Source organism: Nocardia sp. NPDC004860, assembly GCF_040609015.1.
Classification (GTDB): domain Bacteria; phylum Actinomycetota; class Actinomycetes; order Mycobacteriales; family Mycobacteriaceae; genus Nocardia.
This window is the reverse complement of record NZ_JBEXJI010000004.1, coordinates 202,413-217,738: the sequence shown is the minus strand read 5'-3', so window position 1 is coordinate 217,738 and position 15,326 is coordinate 202,413. Positions and strand designations below refer to the sequence as shown.

At 69.0% G+C, this 15,326-nt stretch carries 16 protein-coding genes; 9 read left to right on the top strand and 7 right to left on the bottom strand.

Going from position 1 to position 15,326, the window contains the following annotated elements; genetic code table 11:
• Window positions 1-128 precede the first annotated feature (128 nt).
• The 3 genes from ABZV44_RS11340 to ABZV44_RS11330 all read left to right on the top strand — a co-directional run bounded on the left by ABZV44_RS11340 (window position 129) and on the right by ABZV44_RS11330 (window position 3,088).
• Window positions 129-1,325: an FAD/NAD(P)-binding oxidoreductase gene (locus ABZV44_RS11340; RefSeq protein WP_354834709.1), complete on the top strand. Its 1,197-nt coding sequence runs from the start codon at window positions 129-131 to the stop codon at window positions 1,323-1,325.
• A gap of 105 nt (window positions 1,326-1,430) precedes the next feature.
• Entirely contained in the window at window positions 1,431-1,832 is a 402-nt protein-coding gene (locus tag ABZV44_RS11335) for a YciI family protein (protein WP_354834706.1), read from the top strand.
• On the top strand, window positions 1,832-3,088 hold the full coding sequence (locus ABZV44_RS11330; protein WP_354834703.1) for a sigma-70 family RNA polymerase sigma factor: 1,257 nt from the start codon (window positions 1,832-1,834) through the stop codon (window positions 3,086-3,088). Before ABZV44_RS11335 ends, ABZV44_RS11330 begins: the two co-directional genes overlap by 1 nt.
• 172 nt (window positions 3,089-3,260) lie before the next feature.
• Here the strand turns inward: ABZV44_RS11330 and ABZV44_RS11325 are convergent, their stop codons facing one another.
• Entirely contained in the window at window positions 3,261-4,220 is a 960-nt protein-coding gene (locus ABZV44_RS11325; protein ID WP_354834700.1) for an AraC family transcriptional regulator, read from the bottom strand.
• Window positions 4,221-4,350: 130 nt separating this feature from the next.
• On the opposite strand from ABZV44_RS11325, the gene ABZV44_RS11320 reads away from it, so the two are divergent.
• Window positions 4,351-5,031, top strand: a complete 681-nt coding sequence (locus tag ABZV44_RS11320) for an NAD(P)H oxidoreductase (RefSeq protein ID WP_354834697.1) — start codon at window positions 4,351-4,353, stop codon at window positions 5,029-5,031.
• On the opposite strand, the gene ABZV44_RS11315 is transcribed toward ABZV44_RS11320, so the two are convergent.
• Complete coding sequence (locus tag ABZV44_RS11315) at window positions 5,028-5,864, bottom strand: phosphoribosylaminoimidazolesuccinocarboxamide synthase (RefSeq protein WP_354834694.1); 837 nt, start codon at window positions 5,862-5,864, stop codon at window positions 5,028-5,030. The genes ABZV44_RS11320 and ABZV44_RS11315 overlap by 4 nt on opposite strands.
• Window positions 5,865-6,201: 337 nt before the next feature.
• Here ABZV44_RS11315 and pepN point away from each other — a divergent pair, with 337 nt between their 5' ends.
• The 4 genes from pepN (at window position 6,202) to ABZV44_RS11295 (ending at window position 10,734) form a co-directional block, all read left to right on the top strand.
• Entirely contained in the window at window positions 6,202-8,793 is a 2,592-nt protein-coding gene (gene pepN, locus ABZV44_RS11310) for an aminopeptidase N (protein ID WP_354834691.1), read from the top strand.
• 188 nt (window positions 8,794-8,981) lie between these two features.
• Complete coding sequence (locus tag ABZV44_RS11305; protein ID WP_354834689.1) at window positions 8,982-9,371, top strand: hemophore-related protein; 390 nt, start codon at window positions 8,982-8,984, stop codon at window positions 9,369-9,371.
• Window positions 9,372-9,452: 81 nt separating this feature from the next.
• Window positions 9,453-10,055, top strand: a complete 603-nt coding sequence (locus ABZV44_RS11300) for an ATP-dependent Clp protease proteolytic subunit (protein WP_354834686.1) — start codon at window positions 9,453-9,455, stop codon at window positions 10,053-10,055.
• 88 nt (window positions 10,056-10,143) lie between these two features.
• On the top strand, window positions 10,144-10,734 hold the full coding sequence (locus tag ABZV44_RS11295) for an ATP-dependent Clp protease proteolytic subunit (protein WP_354834683.1): 591 nt from the start codon (window positions 10,144-10,146) through the stop codon (window positions 10,732-10,734).
• A gap of 69 nt (window positions 10,735-10,803) precedes the next feature.
• Here the strand turns inward: ABZV44_RS11295 and ABZV44_RS11290 are convergent, their stop codons facing one another.
• From ABZV44_RS11290 to ABZV44_RS11270, 5 genes are all read right to left on the bottom strand, one after another.
• Complete coding sequence (locus tag ABZV44_RS11290) at window positions 10,804-11,196, bottom strand: helix-turn-helix transcriptional regulator (protein WP_354834680.1); 393 nt, start codon at window positions 11,194-11,196, stop codon at window positions 10,804-10,806.
• Window positions 11,197-11,372: 176 nt separating this feature from the next.
• Window positions 11,373-11,840, bottom strand: a complete 468-nt coding sequence (locus ABZV44_RS11285; RefSeq protein WP_354834677.1) for a DUF5130 domain-containing protein — start codon at window positions 11,838-11,840, stop codon at window positions 11,373-11,375.
• Window positions 11,827-12,105 (bottom strand): hypothetical protein, encoded by a 279-nt coding sequence (locus ABZV44_RS11280; RefSeq protein WP_328289985.1) that lies wholly within the window; start codon window positions 12,103-12,105, stop codon window positions 11,827-11,829. Before ABZV44_RS11280 ends, ABZV44_RS11285 begins: the two co-directional genes overlap by 14 nt.
• A gap of 77 nt (window positions 12,106-12,182) precedes the next feature.
• A complete protein-coding gene (locus ABZV44_RS11275; protein WP_354834674.1) occupies window positions 12,183-13,784 on the bottom strand; it encodes a glycoside hydrolase family 13 protein in 1,602 nt (533 codons plus the stop codon).
• Between the two features lie 134 nt (window positions 13,785-13,918).
• Complete coding sequence (locus ABZV44_RS11270; protein ID WP_354834671.1) at window positions 13,919-14,323, bottom strand: globin; 405 nt, start codon at window positions 14,321-14,323, stop codon at window positions 13,919-13,921.
• A gap of 267 nt (window positions 14,324-14,590) precedes the next feature.
• On the opposite strand from ABZV44_RS11270, the gene ABZV44_RS11265 reads away from it, so the two are divergent.
• Entirely contained in the window at window positions 14,591-15,322 is a 732-nt protein-coding gene (locus ABZV44_RS11265) for an HNH endonuclease (RefSeq protein ID WP_354834668.1), read from the top strand.
• Window positions 15,323-15,326 lie beyond the last annotated feature (4 nt).

Sequence of the window (15,326 nt, the reverse complement as noted above, 5' to 3'; positions counted from 1 at the left end):
CCGTACTCAATGCGCAACAACCCCGATTGTTGCCGATATTTCCGCTCCGCCCGACTCCACCCGGGCTAGGGTCGGACTATCGGCCTCATCGACGGCGGTCCCGACCGTACTAGCAGGGAGGTTTCGGCATGACCACATCCAGGTTCGTCATCGCGGGCGGTGGACTGGCCGCCGCAAAACTCGCGGAAGCCTTGCGGGCCAATGATTTCGATGGTTCGGTCACGCTCGTCAGCGCGGAGGATCATCTGCCGTACGAGCGGCCGCCGCTGTCCAAGGAGCATCTGCTGGGCAAGCAGGCGCTCAGCGACTTCACCGTGGATCCGGCGCAGTGGTATCGCGACCACCATATCGAGATGATGCCCGGCACCATCGTCACCGCGCTGGATCGCGGCACCAAAACCATTGCGCTGCCGGACGGTACGACACTGCCCTACGACAAGCTGGCGCTGGCCACCGGTTCGCGGCCGCGCCTGCTGCGGCTGCCCGGCGCGGACGCCGAGGGGGTGCACGTGCTGCGCACCATCGAGGAGTCCGACGCCCTGCTCGCGATGTTCGGCTCCGCGCGGCGGCTGGCCGTCATCGGCGGGGGGTGGATCGGGCTCGAGGTGACCGCCGCCGCACGCGCCGCCGGCGTGGAAGTGACTGTGCTGGAGGCGGAATCGGTGCCGCTGCAGGCCGCACTCGGGGCCGAGATGGGCGCGGTGTTCGCCGATCTGCACCGCGCGCACGGGGTGGATCTGCGGCTCGGGGTGAAGGTCGGCGAGATCACCACCGCCGACGGCCGGGCCACCGGGGTGCGGCTCGACGACGGCACCCACATCGAGGCGGACGCGGTGCTGGTCGCAGTGGGTGCGCTGCCCAATATCGAGCTGGCCGCCGATGCCGGGCTGGCGGTCGGCGGCGGCGTCCTGGTCGACGAGAGCCTGGCCACCAGCGACCCGGATATCGTCGCGGTCGGTGACATCGCCGATCAGCAGCATCCGGTGCTGGGGCAGCGAATCCGCGTGGAGCACTGGGCGAATGCGCTCAACCAGCCGGCGGTGGCGGCCCTGACCATGCTGGGCAAGCCCGCCGTGTACGACCGGCTGCCCTACTTCTTTACCGACCAGTACGACCTCGGGATGGAGTACACCGGGTACGTGGCGCGAGAGCAGCAGGCGCGCGTGGTGGTACGCGGCGACCTCGGTGAGCGCGAGTTCGTGGCGTACTGGCTGGACTCGGGAAACCGGGTGCTGGCCGGGATGAACGTCAACATCTGGGATGTGCAGGACAAGATCAAGAAGCTGATCCTGAGCGGCGCGGCCGTGAACCCCGAGGAGCTGTGACGACCCTCACATAATCCGGAGTACGGAGTACGTCGTCCCGGCGTACTGGGCTCCGACCTCTGGACGAGAGCGCCCGCAAGGGTGCACCGACGAAAGGAGCCGACCGTGAAGTACATCCTGATCAAGACCTACTCCGCCGCCGCCTACTGCGACACCCCGATCAACGAGTGGGCGCCCGAGGAGATCCAGGCCCACATCGACTTCCAGCGCGCCCTCGGCGAGGAGCTGGCCAAGTCCGGCGAACTCGTCGATGCCCAGGGCCTCGCCGACCCGGGCCAGGCGCGCACCGTCACGTCCGACGGCCGTTCCGCGCCGGTGGTCACCGACGGGCCCTTCCCCGAGACCAAGGAGTTCCTGGCCGGGTTCTGGATCGTCGATGTCGACAGCCCGGACCGCGCGCTCGAGATCGCGGCCAAAGCATCGGCCGCGCCCGGCCCCGGCGGCAAGCCGATCGGCGAGTACATCGAGATCCGCCCGATCATGAGCGCCCCCGCCGCCGATCTCTGATGCCGGACACCGCGATCGAGGACCTGCTGCGCGACCTCGCGCCGCAGGTCCTCGGCACCCTCGTCCGCCGCTACGGCGACTTCGACGCCGCCGAGGACGCTCTCCAGGAGGCCCTGCTCGCCGCCGCCACCCAGTGGCCCGCAGACGGCCTGCCCGACAACCCGCGCGGCTGGCTCATCCAGGTCGGCGCGCGGCGTCTCATCGACACCATCCGCGCCGAGTCGGCCCGCCGAAACCGCGAGGCCGCCAACGCCCTCCGCGATCTCGAACGACTCGGTGCCGCCGCCCCCGATCCGGCCGACGCCGTCATCGCCGAGGATCGCGACGACACGCTGACACTGTTCTTCCTGTGCTGCCATCCGGCCCTGTCGCCGGCCAGTGCGATCGCGCTGACGCTGCGTGCGGTCGGCGGGCTCACCACCGAGGAGATCGCGCGAGCCTTCCTGCTACCGGAAAGGACCATGGCGCAGCGGATTACGCGGGCCAAGAAGCGCCTGGCGGCCGAGGAGCGGCCCTTCGCCATGCCCGCGGGGTCGAACGGGCAACGGGAAGAATGGAATGAGCGGCTCGGCAGTGTGCTGCGGGTGCTCTATCTGATCTACACCGAGGGGCACACCAGCGGCGGCGAGCGACTGCGGCGGGGCGATCTGTCGAGCGAGGCGATTCGGTTGGCACGGGCCCTGTTCCGCGTTCTGCCGGATAATCCGGAGGTCACCGGGTTGCTCGCATTGCTGCTGCTGACCGATGCCCGGCGGGCGGCGCGCACCGGAAGCCGCGGCGAGCTGATTCCGCTCGCCGAACAGGATCGCAGCCTCTGGGATCGCGAAATGATCATCGAGGGCGTACGGCTGGCGACCGCGTCGGTGCGCAGCGGCCTCATCGGCCCGTACCAGATCCAGGCCGCCATCGCCGCCCTGCACGCCCAGGCGCTGCGCCCCGAGGACACCGACTGGCCCCGAATCCTGCTGCTGTACAACGCCCTCGAACGCCAGTCCCCCAACCCGATGGTGACCCTCAATCGCGCGGTCGCCACCGCCATGGTCCACGGCCCCCAGGCGGGCCTGGACCTCACCGACACCCTCACCGACTCGCTCGCGGGCAATCACCGCCTCGACGCCGTCCGGGGCCACCTCCACGAAATGGCCGGCGACCCCGACGAAGCCATCGCCGCCTACACCGCCGCCGCCCGCCACACCGCCAGTCTCCCCGAACGCGACTACCTCACCATCCGCGCCGCCCGCCTCCGCCGCCAGTGACGGACCCGTCATTGTACGGCCGACGTTTCGCCCCGCGGATTCATTGCGGCGCGGATTGTTCCGCACCATCGCGCCGCGCCCGCGGCATGCGCCCGGGTCCACGGCCGTTCGCTACCCGGCGGTGACATGGCGAGAATGGCTGCGGCACTGCATATTCGGATACCGCGGCAGGTCAGGCGGCCGTGGCGCGGAAGGCGGTGGGGCTCTGGCCGCGGTGGCGTTTGAAGGCCGCGGAGAAGCCGAACGGGTCGGCGTAGCCGAGGGATTTGGCGATCTGCGCGATGGTGAGATCGGTGGCGGTGAGGAGTTCCTCGGCCTCGTGCATGCGGGATTCCGTCAGGTAGGCCAGCGGCGGCCGGCCCACGACGGCCGTGAAGCGCTTGGCGAAAAGTGAACGGGAGACCCGGGATTCGGCGGCGAGGCCGGCGACGGTCCAGGGCGCACCGGGTGTGGTGTGGATGGCGGTCAGGGCCGGTCCCACGATCGGGTCGGACAGGCCGCGGAACCAGCCCGGGGCGGCGGGCCCGGCCTGGTCGAACCAGGTGCGGAGGGTGCAGACCAGGCTCCAGTCGAGGAGGCGGTCCACCATGGCCTGCGAACCGGCGCTCTGATCGACGGCGGAAGCCGCGGCGGATTCGACCCAGCCGCAGGTATCGAAGTCGTCGGTGACGACCAGGACGGGCGGGAGCGAATGCAGCAGGCGTTCGTGCCGGCGGGCCGAGGTGCGGTAGGCGCCGACCATCAGGGCGGTGGCATTCACCTCACTGCCCCAATGGATTCCGGACAGCTCCTCGGCGGTGCACGCGGAATCGCCGGTGAAGCAGGAGATCTCGTATTCGGTGGGCTTCCCGTCCCGGCAATCCTCCGGAGTCTCCAGCCCCGCGGCGTCCTTCGAAGGCTGGAACCCCTCCGACACCAGGTGGAAGGTCCGCGGTCCCCGCACCAGCGCGGTATCGCCGACCGCGAGCGGCCTGATGCCGCCGTCGGGCGTGCGCAGGGTGCCGCCGCCGCGCAGCACCGTGATCATGGTCAGCGGAGCGTGATCAGCGAAGCGGATGGTCCACGGCGCGGGCAGCACGGCGTGCGTCACGACCGAACCCTCGGCGCGAATACCGCTCAGCAGCTTGCTCATGGGATCCACCCGATCGAGGGTAGACGAATTCCTATCCAGCGGAGCGCTTTATCTATGGATCGTCCACGCCGAGACGGGTGTACTGGGAACACCGGAACGCAACATCGACGCCAATCCAGGAGGAAATCCCTTGTCGCACAACGATACCCGTCAGCAGACCGCCCTCGTGGTGATCGCTCACCACCGATCCGATTCCCTCACCGCGCATATCGCCCGCCGGACCGTCGCCCGGCTGGAGTCCGCCGGATACCGCGTCGACCTGCTGGATCTGCGGGCCGAGGGTTTCGACCCGCGCATGACCGAGGCCGACCAGCCCGACTGGGGTAACCGCGAGAAGACCTATTCCCCCGAGGTCCACGAGCATATGGACCGCATCCTGGCCGCCGACGTCGTGGTCGCAGTCTTCCCGGTCTACTGGGCGAGTGTCCCCGCGATACTCAAGGGCTGGATCGATCGGGTGTGGAACTACGGATTCGCCTACGGCCGCAGCAAGCCTCGGCTGGCGGGCAAGCGCATGCTGTGGCTCGGCCTGGGCGGAGTCGCCGCCGGCGATCCGACCGTCGACTTCATGCAGCAGGCGCTGGAGGGCCAGCTCAGTATGGGAATCGCCTACTACTGCGGATTTTCGTATTCCGCCGTCGGCCTGCTCCCCGATGCGGAGGAGCGCCGCCAGCGCCTCGACGCCGACGGGCAGCTCCTCATCGACGCGGCCACCGACGGCGCGGAACGCGTGGCCCAGTACTCCGAGCTGGAGCGCCGGGCCGACGCCTTCGTCACGAACTTCCTTGCCGCCGAAGCGGTTCCGGCCTAGCCCTGAACGCCGCTCCAGGTATTGCCGGTGATGAGCTCGTAGGCCGCGACATACTTCTGGCGGGTCACCTCGATCACCTCGGCCGGAATCTCCGGACCCGGGTACTCCTTGTTCCATCCGGTGGAAGTGGACCAGTCGCGCACGAACTGCTTGTCGAACGACTTCTGCGGGCGGCCGGGCTCGTAGTCGTCGGCGGGCCAGAAGCGGGAGGAGTCCGAGGTCAGCACCTCGTCGCCGACCGTGAGAACGTCGCCGTCCCAGCCGAGTTCGATCTTCGTGTCGGCGATGATGACCCCGCGCGCGGCGGCGTGCTCGGCACCGCGGGCATAGATCTCGAGGGTCAGGTCGCGCAGCTGCTCGGCGACCTCCCTGCCCTCCTGGTTCACCACGTCCGCGAAGCTGATGGGCTCGTCGTGCCCGGCGTCTGCCTTGGTGGTGGGGGTGAAGATGGGTTCGGGCAGCTTGTCGCCGTCACGCAGGCCGGGCGGCAGCGCGATACCGGACACGGTGCCGGAGCGCTGGTATTCGGCCAGGCCGCCGCCGGTCAGGTAGCCGCGCGCGATGCACTCCACCTTCAGCATCTTCAGCGGCTTGACCCGCACCCCGCGGCCCGCGAACTCGGCGGGCACGTCGGTGGTGGACAGAATGTGGTTGGGCACGTCGGAGAAGAACCCGAACCACCAGTTGGACAGCTGGGTGAGCAGCGCGCCCTTGTCGGGAATCGGGGTCGGCAGCACCACGTCGTACACCGACACCCGGTCGGATGCGACCAGGATCAGCGAATCGCCGTCCTCGTACAGGTCGCGCACCTTACCGGCGTGGATGTGCTTCAACGGTCCTCCTCGTGCTGGGCGATTGCTGCCGCCGCAGAGCTTACCGACGGGCACCGCCCGCCTCGACGCCCGGTCGAACGCCCGATCGCGGTCGACCTGGAGCAACCGGCCCGCGCGGGCCGGGAACGACCGGCCCGAGCGGGCCCACGCCACGGGTCGGCGGGACGTGGCATTGTGGGGAACGTCGTGTCCGCGCCGGGTCACGAGTGGAGAATTGTTCGGTCCGCTCGATGCCTCGCGCGGGCGCATCGCATCCCGCACCGAGCCCTGGGCAGCGCCGCTCAGCGGGCCGGGTGCACCTGCACGGCAGAAGTTCTCCGAGAGCTAAGGAGCCCCCTTGTCCGCACCGAATCTCACCCGCGAGCAGGCGATCGAACGCGCCGCGACGGTCCAGGTGGAGAACTATCGGGTCGAACTGGACCTGACCGGACAGCCCACCGGTGCCGAAGAGCCGCGCCGTGAGACCTTCCACTCGAAGGCCACCGTGACCTTCACCGCGACCCCGGGTGCGCAGACCTTCATCGACTTCGTGGGCGCGGGTGTGCGCTCCGCCGTGCTCAACGGCGTGGCGCTGGATGTGAGCGGCTACGACGAGGAGCAGGGCCTCACCCTGCCGAACCTGGCCGCGAACAACGAGCTCGTCGTCGAGGCGGACGGCGAGTACTCGAACACCGGTGAGGGCCTGCACCGCTTCGTCGACCCCACCGACAACAAGGTCTACCTGTACTCGCAGTTCGAAACCGCCGACTGCAAGCGCATGTTCGCCTGCTTCGACCAGCCCGACCTCAAGGCCACCTACGACGTGATCGTCACGGCGCCCGAGGACTGGGAGGTCATCTCCAACGGCGCGGTCGCCGACACCCACACCATCGGCACCGTGGTCCGCCACACCTTCGCCACCACCCCGCGCATGAGCACCTACCTGGTCGCACTCATCGCCGGTCCGTACGCGAAGTGGACCGACACCTACAGCGATTCGCACGGCGAGATTCCGCTCGGCATCTACTGCCGCGCCTCGCTGGCCGAATTCATGGACGCCGAACGGCTTTTCACCGAGACCAAGCAGGGCTTCGGCTTCTACCACACCAATTTCGGTGTGCCCTATGCCTTCGGCAAGTACGACCAGCTGTTCGTGCCCGAATTCAACGCGGGCGCCATGGAGAACGCGGGCGCGGTCACCTTCCTCGAGGACTACGTCTTCCGCTCCAAGGTGACTCGCGCCTCCTACGAGCGCCGCTGCGAGACCGTGCTGCACGAGATGGCGCACATGTGGTTCGGCGACCTGGTCACCATGAGGTGGTGGGACGACCTGTGGCTGAACGAGTCGTTCGCCACCTTCGCCTCGGTGCTGTGCCAGGTCGGCGCGACCGAATACACCAATGCCTGGACCACTTTCGCCAATGTCGAGAAGTCGTGGGCGTACCGGCAGGACCAGCTGCCCTCCACCCACCCGATCGCCGCCGACATCCCGGACCTGGCCGCGGTCGAGGTGAACTTCGACGGCATCACCTACGCCAAGGGCGCTTCCGTGCTCAAGCAGCTGGTCGCCTACGTCGGTGAGGAGCCGTTCCTGGCCGGTCTGCGCGACTACTTCACCGAACACGCGTACAGCAACGCCACCTTCGACGACCTGGTCGGCGCGCTGGAGAAGGCGTCCGGCCGCGACCTGTCCGACTGGGGCGCGCAGTGGCTCAAGACCACCGGCCTGAACATCCTGCGCCCGGACTTCACCGTGGACGAGGACGGCAACTTCGCCTCCTTCGCGGTCGTCCAGCAGGGCGCGGAGCCCGGCGCCGGTGAGCGCCGCGTGCACCGCCTGGCCATCGGCGTCTACGACGACCAGGACGGAAAGCTGGTGCGTACCAAGCGCGTCGAGCTCGACATCGATCCCGCCGAGCGCACCGAGGTGCCGGAGCTGGTCGGCGTCGGCCGCGGCAAGCTGGTGCTGGTCAACGACGACGACCTCACCTACTGCTCGGTCCGCCTGGACGCCGGCTCCCTCGACACCGTGGTGGCGCGCATCGCCGATATCGCCGAGCCGCTGCCTCGCACGCTGGCGTGGTCGGCCGCCTGGGAGATGACCCGGCAGGCCGAGATGAAGGCCCGCGACTTCGTGGCGCTGGTGCAGCGCGGCGTCGGCGCGGAAACCGAGATCGGTGTCGTCCAGCGGCTGCTCATGCAGGCCGCCACCGCGCTCGGCGCCTACGCCGACCCCGAGTGGGCGCGCGCCGAGGGCTGGCCCGCCTACGCCGACCGCCTGCTGGAACTGGCCCGCGCCGCCGGTGCGGGCTCGGACCACCAGCTGGCATTCGTCAACGCGCTGACCGGCGCGCTGCTCTCGCCGCAGCACATCGAGGTGCTGCGCCGGCTGCACGCCGATGACCCGGAGGGCGTCGGCCTGCCGGGCCTGACCGTCGACACCGACCTGCGCTGGCGCATCACCCAGGCGCTCGCGGCCGCGGGGGCGATCGACGCGGACGGCATCGAAACCCCGCTCATCGACGCGGAACTCACGCGCGACGACACCGCCGCGGGCCGCCGCCAGGCCGCGGCCGCGGCCACCGCCCGCCCGCAGGCGGCGGTCAAGGAATCGGCGTGGAACACCGTCATGGGCGACGACACGGTGCCGAACATCACCGCGCGCGCCATCGTCACCGGTTTCGCCCCGGCGGGCCAGGCCGCGCTGCTGGCCCCGTATGTGGAGCGCTACTTCGCCGAGATCGCGTCGGTGTGGGAGCGGCGCTCCAGCGAGGTCGCCCAGACGGTCGTGGTGGGGCTGTACCCGCACTGGGCCGTCACCGAGGAGGCCGTCGCGGTGGCCGACAAGTTCCTCGCCGGTGACCACCCGCCGGCGCTGCGCCGCCTGGTGGTGGAGGGCAAGGCGGGCATCGAGCGCTCGCTGCGCGCCCGCGCCTTCGACCGCAGCTAGAAAGCACTGCACGGCAGCATATTTCGACCGTCACGGCCCCTCTCGAACCCATTCGGGAGGGGCTGTCGGCTATGCGGGGCCGCCGACTGAAGAGTCGCTGAAGAACCCCCGCCGGACCGGGTCCGCAGGGCGCGGAGTCCGACATGATCGGTGCCGCAAGCCATCCCGACCGAATGAGGCCATCCACCATGACATCCTGGACCCGTCACGCCGCCGCCGCTCTCGCCGTTACCGGAATCTGCTCCGCCGCAGTGCTTTCCGGCACCGGGGTGGCGGCCGCCGACGACGATGACTCGCTCACCCGTTCCACCTGCAGCTGGGCCCAGATCGACACCACTCTCAACGATCAGGATCCGGTGCTGGCCCGGCTCATCGACGGCCACCCGGAACTCACCTCCGGGCTCGCCGTGATGTACCAGCTGCCGCCCGAGGCCCGGCCCGAGTCGTTCTTCCGCATCGTGTCCCAGTACCCCGACGTCGAGGACCGCATCGAGCAGATTCGCCACGACCACGCCCCCGGCAGTGAACCCGTGCGCGCCAAGTTCGACCGCGTCGCCGACACCTGCCACCGGCACTAGCCCGGCAGACGCTGCTGTGGGCGGATCCGCTCACAGCAGCGCGGCAGGACTTCCGGCAATTCGCTGCGGCACCGTGAAGGCATGGCAGAGAACAAGACTCCGATGTTCAACTGGCACACCAGGGAACAGCTCTTCGCCCGCCGGGTGCTGGTACTGGACGGACCGCTCGACGACGACAACGGCACGCTGCTCATGACCCAGCTGCTCACGCTGGCGGCCGAGGATCCCGAGGCCGACATCTCACTGTGGATCCACTCGCCCGGCGGGTCTGTGCCCGCCATGCTCGCCATCCGCGACGTCATGCGGCTGGTGCCGGGCACGGTATCCACACTGGCCCTCGGATTGGCCTGCAGCGCGGGACAATTCCTGCTGTCGGCGGGGACACCCGGGCACCGCTACGCCCTGCCGCACGCCCGCATCCTCATGCACCAGGGTTCGGCGGGCATCGGCGGCAGTGCGGTCGAGGTGGAGGTACAGGCCGACGACCTGCGCTACACCGTGCAGACCGTCCTCGGCCTGATCGCCGCCGACACCGGCCAGCCCTACGATCAGGTCTTCGAGGACTCCCTGCACGACCGCTGGTTCACCGCGACGCAGGCCCGCGAGTACGGCTTCATCGACGGCATCGTGGACTCCTTCCACCAGGTCGTCCCGCAGCGCCAGAAGCTGGGTATCTCGGCATGAGCGGTCAGGCCCGGAGGCGCCGCTCCACCGCCCTGCGCTTGCGCAGTGTAACCATGCGGGGCCCCGCACATGCCGGAAAGGAAACAGCATGAGCAGCTACACGATTCCGAATGTGATCGCCCGCGACCCGCGCGGGGAGCGGATCATGGACGTCTACTCGCATCTGCTCACCGAACGCATCGTCTATCTCGGCACGCCCATCGACTCCGGTGTCGCCAATGCCCTGATCGCCCAGCTCCTCCACCTGGACGCGGAAAGCCCGGGCCAGGACATCAACCTCTACATCAACTGCGAGGGCGGCGACCTGCCGGCCATGCTCGCGGTCTACGACACCATGCAGCACATCCAGTCCCCCGTGGTGACCACCTGCGTCGGCCAGGCGATCGCGGTGGGCGCCGTGCTGCTGGCCGGCGGCGCGAAGGGCCGCCGCAATGTCCTCCCGCACTCTCGAATCGTCCTGCACCAGCCCGCGATTCGAGGTCAGGGCACCATCCCCGACCTGATCCTGCAGGCCGACGAAATCGTCCGCATGCGCGCCCAGATCGAAGCCATCCTCGCCACCCACACCGGCCAGTCCGCGGAAACCCTGCGCCGCGACACCGACCGGGACCGGGTCTTCACCGCGCGAACGGCGCTCGACTACGGCCTGGCCGACCATCTCCTCGGCCCCCGCGCCTGAACGCCGACGAGCATGCGCTGGTGCACGCACAACGCCGAAAAGGCAGGTGCGCCAACGCATGCTCGCGGATCAGGCGGCCAGCAGGACGGGGGAGATCGCCAGCGGCGAGATGCCCGGGTGCCGGGCCGGGGCGGGACGGGCGCGAAGCAGGTCCTCGGCCACCTGCCGTGTGAGCGAACCCAAGCTGGTACCCAGAGCCCCGGCCAAGGCCGCGATCATCTCGCTGGACGGCTCCTTGCGCCCCCGTTCGACCTCGGACAGATACTGCGGCGAAATGCCCGCCCGCCCAGCCGTTTCCGTCAGCTTCTCCCCCCGCTCCAGCCTAAGCGAGCGCAGCTGACCGCCGAGTGCCTCCCGCCACAGCGGCTCGCGCACCGGCGCCGGACGCACTGCACGTCGCGCCACCCCGGCCCCTTCGTCGAGACCACCGGGAATTGCTTGCAAACGCGGATGCTCGGCCATCTCCCGAGCGTAAATTCCCCCACCCCGCCCCCGCGCCCTGATCTGCTCAGGGCGAAATGCCGGTCGGGGCGTGCGGGGTCGGTGTGCGACCTTCACCCCTCGGGGTTCGGGGGCTGAGCCCCCAAACGTCCCTTGGGGTTTCAGGGGCGAAGCCCCCGAGAAGAGCCGAGAGTCGGCTAGACCCGCCCGATGGCGGCGGCCATCACGCGCACGGCCGAGACCAGGCCGTCGATCAGCTCGCCCTGGCGGAAGGAGCTGGTGGCGGCGGTGGCGCCGAGCTGGCAGACGCGGTCGTTGGCGCGTTCGGCGACGTCGCGGCCGGAGCGCACCTCGACGGAGTTGGTGTTCGGGTCCACCGCGATGAGCACCGAGCGGGCGGCCTCGGGAGCGGAGGGGAACAGGGCGTCCACGCCGGCGGCCGAGTCGGAGCCCAGGTCACCGATGTAGATGTTGAAGCGCACCTTGGTGGCGCGGGTGGCGTCGGTGAGCGCATTGTCCATGAGCAGCCGCTCGCGGTCGCTGAACGGCGCTTCCTTGAAGACGTCGCCGGCCTCGTGCACACCGGAGACGCGTCCACTCGTGGTGATCGCGTAACCGTGGGGTAGGTCGGCCTCGTCGACCACAGGCCAATTAGAACTTGCCACTTGCCCGGCCTCCGATCAGCTCCGCGTGGGCGGATTCGATAGCCGCATGGTCACCATGCGAATCAGCAGTGTCGTGGTGGCCGGATCCGGTCACCTCGTCGGTCGCGCTCCACAGCACCGGGGGCTGGGTCCACTTCGCACCGAGTTCGTAGTGTTCCGGCTTCTTGCCGGGCAGCGGCTTGCCGAGGAACGACAATCCGGCGATCACCAGATAGATCGCGACCGGGATGCCGACGTAGATCAGCACTGTCTGGAGAATGCTCACGGCCCAACGGTAGTCGATGCCCGTATGACTACTACGACCGGTAAGGGCTAGTGCGGCCGTGTCGTGACAATCCCCTTTCAGACCAGCCAGGCCGTCGAGTTCGCCGGAAGTTCCCGCCGCGCGTTGATCGCCGTGCTCGCCAGCAGCACCTCACCCGCGGGGAGCAGGATCGGCGCATCGGTGGCATTGAGCACGCACAGCAGACCGCCCTCGCGCCGGAACGCGAGGCAGCCGGGCGGACTCGCGTACCACTCCAGCCCGTACCCCCCGAATTCCGGCCGGACGGCCCGCAATTCGATCGCCATCCGGTACAGCGACAGCATGGAATCCAGCCGCTCCAGCTGCGCCTCCACGGTCAGCGCCGCCCACTCCGGCGGCATGGGCAGCCACGGCATCCCCGTCGTGAACCCGAACGGCGGCGATTCCCCCTCCCACGGCAGCGGCACCCGGCAGCCGTCCCGGCCGCGCTCGGTGTGCCCGGAGCGTTCCCAGGTGGGGTCCTGCAGCGCCCACTCCGGGAGGTCGTCCACATTGGCCAGCCCCAATTCGGCTCCGTTGTAGACGAATACGCTGCCCGGCAGCGCCAGCTCCAGCAGGATCATGGCCCGCGCCCGCGCCTGCCCGACGGGCCCGCCGCCGTAGCGGGTGACCTCGCGCTCGATGTCGTGGTTGGACAGCGTCCAGGTGGGCGTCGCGCCGACCCCGGCCACCGCGCGCAGCGAATTGTCCACGGCCGCGCGGATCCGATCCGGCCGGAAGGGCGTCTGGGCGAGCCGGAAATTGAAGGCCAGGTGCAGTTCGTCGGGCCGGACGTATTCGCCGAAGCGGGTGTTGTCGTCGACCCACACCTCGCCGATGGCGACCGCGTGCGGATACTCGTCCATCACCTTCCGGATCCGCCGGTGGATGTCGTGCGCGCCGGGGTTGTTGAAGCGCGGATCGTCGTCCTCGAGGTGGAGCATCCGCGTGTCGACGCGCTCCATATCGGGCAGGCCCGGGGGTTTGGCCATGCCGTGCGCCACGTCGATCCGGAAGCCGTCCACGCCGCGGTCCAGCCAGAACCGCAGGGTCTGTTCGAAATCGGCTGCGACCTCGGGGTTTTCCCAATTCAGGTCGGGTTGTTCAGCGGCGAAGATGTGCAAGTACCACTGCCCCGGTCTGCCGTCGGATTCGATCACCCGGGTCCAGGCCGGACCGCCGAAGATGCTCGGCCAGTTGTTCGGCGGCACAGCGCCGTCCGGCCCGCGGCCATCGCGGAAGAAGTACCGCGCCCGCTCCGGACTCCCCGGCCCCGCCGCCAGCGCCGCCCGGAACCACGGATGCTGATCGCTGGTGTGGTTGGGCACCAGGTCCATGGTCACCCGCATGGCCCGGTCGTGCGCCTCGGCGATGATCTCGTCCAGCGCAGCGAGGCCGCCGAACAGCGGATCGATGTCGCGCGGGTCCGACACGTCGTAGCCGCCGTCGGCCATGGGCGAGCGCATCACCGGGCAGATCCACAGCGCGTCCACCCCGAGTAGCTCGAGATAGCCCAAACGGTCACGCAGTCCACCCAGATCACCGACGCCGTCACCGCCGGAATCTGCGAAGGAACGCGGGTACACCTGGTAGAACACAGCCGATCGCCACCACGGAGCCGGATCGGCCCCGCCCCCGGCTGCGGCGGAAGAATCAGTCACAGCCGTAATGGTGCCAAAGCACAGTGACTTTCGCGGTCACGTCGAATGGACTTGTCCAGTTTCAGCAAATGATCAGCGGGCAGCTGCGGGCGCCCGGAAACACTGTGAGGCGCTGGAATTTCTGCGGATCTAACTCAGAAAGGCGAGTTAATCAGTGAATTCGCGGCCATCTCGAAGTAGTCGAGCAGCTGCTGCCGGTGCGCATCGTTGAGCACCTCCGGCTCGATTTCCGCCACCGCGATGCGCATGGCCCGCAGCCACGCGTCGCGCTCGATCGGCCCGACCTTGAACGGCATGTGCCGCATCCGCAGGCGCGGATGCCCGCGCTCGTCGGAGTAGGTCCGCGGCCCGCCCCAGTACTGCTCCAGGAACATCCGCAGGCGTCGCTCGGCCGGGCCCAGGTCCTGCTCCGGATACAGCGGCCGCAACACCTCGTCCTGCGCGACCTCGCGGTAGAACGCCGCGACGATCCGATGGAACGTCTTCTCGCCGCCCACGGCTTGATAGAAGGAGGTTGCAGTCTGCTCACCGGAAGTCACGTCCCCATTGTGCCCACTCCCGCGACGTCCGGCCCGGGTGCACCCTCGATGCGGCCGATCGACGCCTCCCAGCACACCGTTCGCAGCTCGGAACAGCGTTTCTCGACAGCCGGCCGGCCCGCGTGCACGATTGTCACGTCCCGTTCATCCGAATGTGCCCGACAATGTGCGAAATCACCGTGCAATATGCGGCAAGTCATGGTCAACTGGGTGGCAGTCTGCCGAGATACCACACAATCGGACGAATACGAAACCGGGGTATGGCCCATGAAGCAGCGGCACGGCGCCCGACACGAGGCGCGGACCCATCGACAACTCCAGCCCGCCGACGTCCACAATCGTGGGTCGGGGGCTACTCCGCTGCACTTGCTGTCCGAACATTCTCATTCCGAGCATCACCTGGGCGCCCATCCCGAGCCCGCCCATCCGGGCGATCACCGCGAGCACGCGCATCATCCGCCCACCGCAGCACCCGTTCCCGCCTGGGCCAAACGCCGCGTGCTGCTGCTGAACGCCACGTACGAGCCGCTCACCGCCCTGTCCGCCCGTCGCGCCATCGTGCTGCTGATCTGCGACAAGGCCGACACCGTGCACGACAATCCGGAGGGTCCGGTCGTGCATTCCGCCGGCACCTCGGTGGCGCTCCCCTCGGTCATCCGACTACGCAACTACGTGCGCGTCCCCTACCGGGCACGGGTACCCATGACCCGAGCCGCCCTCATGCATCGCGACCGCTACCGCTGCGCCTACTGCGGCGGCAAGGCCGAAACCATCGATCACGTCATTCCGCGCAGCCGCGGCGGCGCCCACTCGTGGGAGAACTGCGTCGCGTCCTGTGCCCCCTGCAATCACCGCAAGGCCGACAAGCTGCTGAGCGAACTGGGCTGGACGCTGCACCATCCGATGGTCGCGCCGAAGGGTCCGCACTGGCGGTTGCTGTCGGCCAGCTCGGAACTGGATCCGATGTGGCTGCAGTACCTCGGCGAGGGCGCGGCCTGACGCG